The sequence below is a fragment of the Bacillus cereus group sp. BfR-BA-01360 genome (genome assembly GCF_022663595.1).
GTDB lineage: Bacteria > Bacillota > Bacilli > Bacillales > Bacillaceae_G > Bacillus_A > Bacillus_A cytotoxicus.
In genome coordinates this window covers 1-7,082 of sequence record NZ_JAKUFV010000046.1, presented here as the reverse complement: position 1 = coordinate 7,082, position 7,082 = coordinate 1, and the positions used below count along the sequence as shown (strand labels likewise).

The following is a 7,082-nucleotide window of genomic DNA, read 5'->3' as shown; positions in this document are numbered from 1 at the left end:
ACGCATTATAAAGAATAATGGACTTACCATCTTTCTTTTTTCGCCAACCCTTACTGTACTTTCCTGTATCTTTAGGGCTATCTTGCCTTAACTTATTTATCGCTTCATCTGCCACATCTTCTTGTGATTCTATTAAATCCTCTTCCACAGTATTTGCATATCTTTGTAATTCTCTAGCAAGTTCGCTCGCAAAATCATTCATATCAAACACGCTCCTTCGCAATGATGGTTAACGTTCTATTCATTTCATCATCGTTCATAGGGGGCTCAATGATATCGAAGATACGACCTTTCATATTAATACGCATTAATTCTGTAATACCTGTTGTATAAGGAATTACAAAACGATAGATTCTTGTTGCTTGTGAAGCTGATGCTTCCATATATTCCGATCCTTTTAACGTTTTTATCATCGCCCATGCTTTTTTTAATTCAGTCCATGATGTTTCAATCACTTGTCCAAGATCATCTTCTATTGTGATAGGCTGTTCAATGATAATTCGATTTCTAAAGTCACCTGTATTTAAAGGTTTTTTATATTGAAACGGACGCATATTAATCACCGTCCAAGTTAATTTCTTCTAATGCTTTATCGATACTTAAACTATTAATCTGACTTAAAAAATTCTTGTCAAAATACTCTAAAGCATCATTGTATACATAACGAGAGCGTTCAAAGACTAATTCCTTGAACTCTTCGTCAGTATTTAAATGATAATCTCCACAAACTCTTAATAGAGCTTTATTAGACGCAGAAAGGATGCGTCTAAGGTTATCATCTTCATCATCACCTAAATGCATCCTTTCCTTAAATTCTTCTAATATTTCATTTGAAATTGTTGTGATGTCCATTCACATCACTCCTTATTTAGTCTCTTGAGCTGGAGTTTCAGGCGGCGTAAACGAGATTTTTAAATCATATACAAGTGCTGTTTTGTTATCTTTCGGCTTACCATTCGCAAACTGTTTAATTGTGTAAAGTGTTGCATCTTCAATCGCCAATGTTTGGTCAAACTTTTTAAGTTTATATCTACCTGCGATTACTGCAAGATACTGCCCTTTCACAAAGAATAATGCTTTTCCAACTGGAACTTCTTCAGATTCTACTACTTTAATGTTATAAGGTAATGCCATTACCCATTGGCCATTTGTTGTTTGAATTGTATTACGTGCTTGTACACCAATTGCATCCACAGGATTTACAACCATCACAATTTTGTTTAACACTTTACGTGTTTTACCTTTTTCATCAGTAGATAAAGCTTTTACTACTTCGTAAAGTTCACCAGCTACAATTTCACCAAATTGAGAAGGAGCGAACGTCAATGTGCCAGATGATTTCTTATCTGTAATAGCACCTGTTTTAGAATTAACATCTTTCATTAATCCAATCGGCTGATGTACTGTGGCGCCGCCACCATTAACAAAACCAAATTCAAGACCTACAGAATAAGATTCTACTAGCAAAGTTCGAACATAACGTTCAACCCAAACAGGACCTAATTCCAGCATGTCGTTTGGAATCGCTGCAAATGCTGTTAATTTCAATTGACCAATTTGTTCTTCACGGAATGCTGCATTAACTTGTCCTTTAATTTCACCGAATAATGGACCCCATGCATACGCTTTTGTTGGATCAGAATAAATAAATTTTGTTACTGCTCCCAGATCTTGAAGGCCAATTTCTGCAAGTAAAGGATGTTCTGTAACTAAATCCTCAAAAACACGTTCTTGCGTTGTATATGGAAGGATTGAGTCATCTTTAAATCCACCATCTTGTACAACTGCATTAAAGAATTTTGTTTCTTCAGAAGTTAAAACATTTTGACCACGTTGCTGCAGAATTGAACGATCTAACATTTCATCGTTCACCTGTGTACGAACTGTATTAATTACATCTGTTTGCATTGCATCAAAGAAATTTTTAAATGCTTCTGCTTGTTCTTTTTCTGTACTTTCAGGATTTGATAAAGTATTCGTCAATTTCTCTTTTGCTTCATTGAACATTTCTGATTTGTTGAATTTAATTACCATTACGTATTTCCTCCAATTTTTATAAATTTAAAAAGAGCCTTTTCAATCCACCATTTTTAATAGGTTTCGGATTCGGCTCTTTCGGTTGTTCTATATTATTTTGCAATTCATTCAGGATTTCGTTTTTTAATCCTGATAATGCTGCTTTTAAATCTTCTTTTGTAATCCCTTGGCCCTTGTTCATTGTTCCATTTCTAAAGCCATCAATTACTTTCTGTGGAAGCATGGCAGCAGTAGCAGTTGAAGCTGTCATTTTAACTGGATTCTCCATAAACATGATTTCATCCACAAAGTTATTTTCTAATGCTTGTTGCGGACCCATCCAAGTCTCTTCAGCCATCATATTAAGTAGTTCTTCTTCAGATTTACCACTTTTAATAACATAGGCATTTACAATTGCTCTGTCTGTTGTTTTCAGCATCTCAGCCGCTTTTGACATATCACGATGATCTCCACCATTCCACATAGAAGCATTATGAATCATAATTTTTGCTGTTGGAGAAATTCGGACTTTATCACCAGCCATTGCAATTACAGACGCTGCACTTGCTGCTAAACCAACAATCTGAACTTCCACATGACCAGGATAATTTTTTAAGGCTGTATAAATTTCTGATCCATCATCAACATATCCACCAGGGCTATTAATTGATACAATTAAATCTTCACCATTTGCATTTGTAAGTTCTTTTGCGACCATTCCTGGACTTGTAGCATCCATTTCAAACCATTCGTAAATCCAAGCTTCATCATTTGAAATGATTGGCCCTTTAATGTCAATTTTCACCGTCATTTGTTTTCTCACCTCCTTCAACTGCTGTCATTTCAGCATAGTTTTTCGTGATGTAATGTTTATCCAAGTTCGAATCCTCGGAAGCTTCATAACCTACCTCCAATCTAATTTCATTTCCAGTAAAGGCACTAGAAGAAATTAACTTATCAATGCTTGTCGCAAGATCAAATATGCTTTGATAAGAGACAGGTTTTATTTCAACCTTTTGTCCTGCAAGATACTCATTCTTTTCAAAGAATTTCATATTCGCTTCATCCGCTATTTTTTTTAGCAAAGGTTTTACTGTGAAAAGCATGTAATTTTTCGTTTGTTTCTCTACATCAGCCATATCTCCATATATTAAGGCTGTTGGAATACCAATGGCCATTGCAACTTGATTTAAGAATCCATTGGTTACTTTATTTACTTCTTCCACACTTGGGCCATTAGCGGAACCGTTATAAACTTCTTTATACTCAATCCCTTTTTGTTGTGGAACAATCGCGAAATCGTTTTTATCTACCGCTTTATACACATTATTTATAAACTCTTGTAACTTTTCTAATTGCTCTTGAGTTTTTGCTCCAATCATATCCATGTCCACTGTTCCACGAATTTGATTTTTACGCTTTTGAGAGTTTAATATTCTTCCGAATAAGTCACCGTAATCAGAAAAAAGACCATCAATAAGCGGTGATAGTCTGTTGTTTCGATATTTTAAATGAATAACCTCACTTTGTTTAAAGCTTCTCTTAAACTGATAGTCTTTTACTGTGACATTCGAAAAAGTATCTTCAAATACAGCATATTCATTATGATCGAAGTTATCAGCTATAAGTAAATCTCCATCGTCAGCTTGTATGATTAAACACTCATTATCATAAATAAGTTTATAAATAAGTTTTTCCCAAAAACTGCTGGCCGTCATGTTCTTATTTGGTCGAACATTTAATCGGTAATACAATTCATCTTTCACAAATTCTTTACCATTCTTGATTCTAAATTCCGATTGACTAATTGTTCTTCCTAAAAAAGATATACAGGTTTCGATAGCTAACCGTTTCATGTGGACTCTGTTAGCCGAATCGATAAACATGTCTACATCAAACATAAAAGCTATTTCTTTATTTCTGTTTAATACATTATCTAGCCATCCAATTGTCATCACCCCCTTTATTAGAATTTAATATCACTTAGTATGAAGTCAGTTTCTTCTTGTATTTCATCAGCCCTATACAATGCATGTACAAAACATTGAAATCCGTCTGTTTTTCTACGTACAGGCTCTTTCTTCTCATATACTTTATTACCATCTTTTTTAATTACAACTAAAACATTTTGTGTGTACCAACGCATCAATGGATTATCGTCGAAAATAATTTGATGATTTGCAAATGCCATTTCAATCCGCGGTGCTAGTAAACTATGAATCGCTTTTGGATTTCGAATAACCTCGATTTCAAATCCCTCCGCTTCCAATAGTGGCCGTATCGCTTCCATGCGGAAATTATCAGCTATAATCTTTTTAACTCCATATTGCTCTCTCATTTCTACAAACCAATGAACAATATGGATTGGATCGATTGTTGGTTCGTCCACAACTGTTAACAAACCTTGTTCTTCCCATTCTTTTATTGGAGCAAACTTCTGTTTTTTGAACTCTCCTGCTTTTTTAGAATATCCATAATAAATATCAGCAAATTCTTTTCGAACAAAGGAATGAGTTTTAAAAATATAGTTTCCATCCTTTCTAAATAACAGCCCGCATGCTGCGAAATCTCGAATACTCGCAAAATCTAACGCACCAATGCATTCCTGTCCATATAAATCAGGAAACGGCCGATTAGTCGCTTCGATTTCCGACCATTTTGCAACAGAACGCTCTAAATTTGTAACAGGTAAATTCATACGTTTTGTCATAAATTCTTCGCGATTACTTGGGTCATCTTCTAAATCCTCGTATTCTTCTTTTATCGTTTCAAGCAAACCTTCCGCATATTCGCTTAAAGGCTTTGATAACATCGGATTTGCCATTTCCCAATTATCCAGATCATCAACTTCTTTTTCATCATTTAATTTACAAATGAAAGGAAAAAGAGCATTAGGACGCGCTTCTCCATTTAAAACTTTCATTGCTTTTTCTTTTAATTTATCTAAGAAACCATCCCGTACATATCCATCTGTACCAATATAAAACTCACGCGGATTTTTCTTTTTTCCTAAGCCGCTGATGTGGACGCGGACATCTTTATTGCTTTCATATTGATGAATTTCATCAAAGGCAACTGCACCATCTCGCAAACCATCTTTCGTATCTCCATTAGAAGTTCTGAACTTTAATATGCTGCCAGTAACTTTTGAAGTTATTTGCGTTTCGGTTGCTTTAAAAGCTTTTCTTAATGTTTCATTTTCCCGTTTCCGAATGGTTTTCTTAACTTCATCAGGACTTGTTTTCGCTTGTTCTTCACTATTCGCAACTACTGAAATGTTATACTCTGGTATTCCATGTAATTCACTGATTAAAAAGTGAATAATGACAGATAGAAGACCATTTTTACCGCCACCGCGTCCTAGCATCCACAAGAATTTACGATAAAATACACGCCCGTTTTTTTTATAAAATAAAAAGACGAATGCTATTAAGAATTTCTGAAATGCTTGCAAAGGAAAATACCATTTCTCTCCGAAACGGATACACTTCTCAATCATTTCATCATCAAAATACAAGTCGTCTCTGCTTAAAACATCTTTTTCTAGGTATCGAATTAACAGTTCTCTTTCTTTATTGAACTTTATTTTCCCACTTCGATAAAGTTCAATGTATTCTTCCACATACTTTTGTCTAATCATGTTAAATCACTTGAACTATAGCCAGTATCGGCAGCAATAGGCTTATTAATAAATTGTATATCGCGCCCTAGCGCAATTAAAGAACTGTTAATTTTATTTCTTTCACTTATGAGAGGGTGGGCTTTAATAAAAACCTGAGATCCGTTTTTAATTGTTACGGATTCACCTTCTTTATTGATTGTTTTGTTAATTTTTCTGAATGCACTAACCAGGTCAATGTATCGTTCCACTTTTTCAACCTGGACTAAATCACCTGTATCAATGCTATTCATTAACTGTTCTTTTAATTTCGTAATGCTAACAGCCATCTACCCACCCCCTTACGTGCGTAATTTTGAAAAAAATTGGACAGTTAACCCCCACCACCGGTGCCCCTTAGAGCAATTTTTTGTGAAATTTTTTAAGGGGGGGGTATTGTCCCTGAATTATTTTTACCACTTTTCATCGTGTTCCCATTTGTTGATTTTCTTTTTAAATATTCTACCGTGTTCTTTGTTATGGCAATCCACACAGACTGTTTCGAGATTATCTATTTCTAATGCAAGTTCTGGATAAAGTTCGAGTTCTTTTATATGATGAACAACGAGTTGAATCTTCTTACGCTTTGCACTCTCACTGTATTCATTCGTGTCTGTTTGCACTCGACCATTACGCTTACATTCCTGACATTCATAGTTGTCTCTCTTCTTTACTTGCTCGCGTATCTGTTTCCACGCACCACTATCATAGAACTTACGCTTCTGTTGTTTTGTTTTGTATTGCTTCACTGTTATTCATCCTCTAATATCTTATGAATGAATTTCATTACAACACTTTCACCAGCTTCCTTCATTTGATTTAGTGTTGAGTTGCTGACTATATTATCTAATTCACTCTCTATTTGTTTTAATAAATCATTACCTTTATCAAGTTCTTTCTCACCTAATCCTTGAATGAATGCACTCAGAGCAATTGCTACCTCTAGTTTAGTTAGTTCCATTTACCTTCACTCCTTACACTTAAAACTTTTATACGTTCTTCTAACTGACTCACGCGAGACACCAATTCATTAATAGCATCTCGCTGGACTGTAACTAATTTCTCTAAAGCATCAATTCGCTTTTCAAGAATTTGATTACTCATTCTTTTTCACTCCTTATCTTCTTTTCAACAACAAATAAGACGCCACCCAGATCACGGCAGCGCCTACGAGACTCGCTATTAATTTAAACAAACGGTGTCGCTCAGATTATATCTTGTTAAATTCGTTTAGTAGCCTCAGCTATTGCTCTACCGTTTAAAATCAAAGGCACATTAATTTCAAGCACATCGTCATTCTTATTAAACTTATCCATAACCTTTTCCAACTTCTCTAATGCATCTGCACATTCATTAGCTGCTTCAGTTACTTCCTTAATTCCCTCTAATGCTTCAGTTGTATCCGCAG

10 protein-coding genes and 2 pseudogenes are annotated in these 7,082 nt (G+C 34.9%); all 12 read right to left on the bottom strand.

What is annotated here, in order from left to right:
• A pseudogene (locus MR056_RS21435) lies at positions 1–202 on the bottom strand (HK97 gp10 family phage protein); the annotation flags it as partial.
• 1 nt (position 203) lies between these two features.
• Positions 204–554, bottom strand: a complete 351-nt coding sequence (locus MR056_RS21430) for a phage head closure protein (protein ID WP_087099161.1) — start codon at positions 552–554, stop codon at positions 204–206.
• Position 555: 1 nt separating this feature from the next.
• Complete coding sequence (locus MR056_RS21425) at positions 556–852, bottom strand: hypothetical protein (protein ID WP_087099163.1); 297 nt, start codon at positions 850–852, stop codon at positions 556–558.
• Positions 853–864: 12 nt separating this feature from the next.
• Positions 865–2,034, bottom strand: coding sequence for a phage major capsid protein (locus tag MR056_RS21420; RefSeq protein ID WP_242136700.1), 1,170 nt, complete (start codon positions 2,032–2,034; stop codon positions 865–867).
• Positions 2,035–2,053: 19 nt separating this feature from the next.
• The gene (locus MR056_RS21415) at positions 2,054–2,827 is read right to left on the bottom strand and encodes a head maturation protease, ClpP-related (RefSeq protein ID WP_087099167.1); all 774 of its coding nucleotides are present in this window, start codon (positions 2,825–2,827) and stop codon (positions 2,054–2,056) included.
• On the bottom strand, positions 2,811–3,974 hold the full coding sequence (locus MR056_RS21410; RefSeq protein WP_424924262.1) for a phage portal protein: 1,164 nt from the start codon (positions 3,972–3,974) through the stop codon (positions 2,811–2,813). The genes MR056_RS21415 and MR056_RS21410 overlap by 17 nt, the downstream gene beginning before the upstream one ends.
• Positions 3,975–3,982: 8 nt before the next feature.
• Complete coding sequence (locus MR056_RS21405; RefSeq protein WP_087099171.1) at positions 3,983–5,656, bottom strand: terminase TerL endonuclease subunit; 1,674 nt, start codon at positions 5,654–5,656, stop codon at positions 3,983–3,985.
• Complete coding sequence (locus MR056_RS21400; RefSeq protein ID WP_087099173.1) at positions 5,653–5,964, bottom strand: P27 family phage terminase small subunit; 312 nt, start codon at positions 5,962–5,964, stop codon at positions 5,653–5,655. Before MR056_RS21400 ends, MR056_RS21405 begins: the two co-directional genes overlap by 4 nt.
• 123 nt (positions 5,965–6,087) lie before the next feature.
• On the bottom strand, positions 6,088–6,423 hold the full coding sequence (locus tag MR056_RS21395; RefSeq protein WP_242136699.1) for an HNH endonuclease: 336 nt from the start codon (positions 6,421–6,423) through the stop codon (positions 6,088–6,090).
• Positions 6,424–6,425: 2 nt separating this feature from the next.
• Positions 6,426–6,635 (bottom strand): hypothetical protein, encoded by a 210-nt coding sequence (locus MR056_RS21390; protein WP_242136698.1) that lies wholly within the window; start codon positions 6,633–6,635, stop codon positions 6,426–6,428.
• On the bottom strand, positions 6,626–6,778 hold the full coding sequence (locus tag MR056_RS21385) for a hypothetical protein (RefSeq protein ID WP_242136697.1): 153 nt from the start codon (positions 6,776–6,778) through the stop codon (positions 6,626–6,628). Before MR056_RS21385 ends, MR056_RS21390 begins: the two co-directional genes overlap by 10 nt.
• Before the next feature lie 116 nt (positions 6,779–6,894).
• Positions 6,895–7,082, bottom strand: a pseudogene (locus MR056_RS21380) (hypothetical protein); the annotation flags it as partial.

Bases quoted from the DNA above. Each gene is read 5' to 3' on its own strand.
- MR056_RS21430 (WP_087099161.1), bottom strand. From the start codon at position 554: ATGCGTCCGTTTCAATATAAAAAACCTTTAAATACAGGTGACTTTAGA.
- MR056_RS21425 (WP_087099163.1), bottom strand. From the start codon at position 852: ATGGACATCACAACAATTTCAAATGAAATATTAGAAGAATTTAAGGAA.
- MR056_RS21420 (WP_242136700.1), bottom strand. From the start codon at position 2,034: ATGGTAATTAAATTCAACAAATCAGAAATGTTCAATGAAGCAAAAGAG.
- MR056_RS21415 (WP_087099167.1), bottom strand. From the start codon at position 2,827: ATGACGGTGAAAATTGACATTAAAGGGCCAATCATTTCAAATGATGAA.
- MR056_RS21405 (WP_087099171.1), bottom strand. From the start codon at position 5,656: ATGATTAGACAAAAGTATGTGGAAGAATACATTGAACTTTATCGAAGT.
- MR056_RS21400 (WP_087099173.1), bottom strand. From the start codon at position 5,964: ATGGCTGTTAGCATTACGAAATTAAAAGAACAGTTAATGAATAGCATT.
- MR056_RS21390 (WP_242136698.1), bottom strand. From the start codon at position 6,635: ATGGAACTAACTAAACTAGAGGTAGCAATTGCTCTGAGTGCATTCATT.
- MR056_RS21385 (WP_242136697.1), bottom strand. From the start codon at position 6,778: ATGAGTAATCAAATTCTTGAAAAGCGAATTGATGCTTTAGAGAAATTA.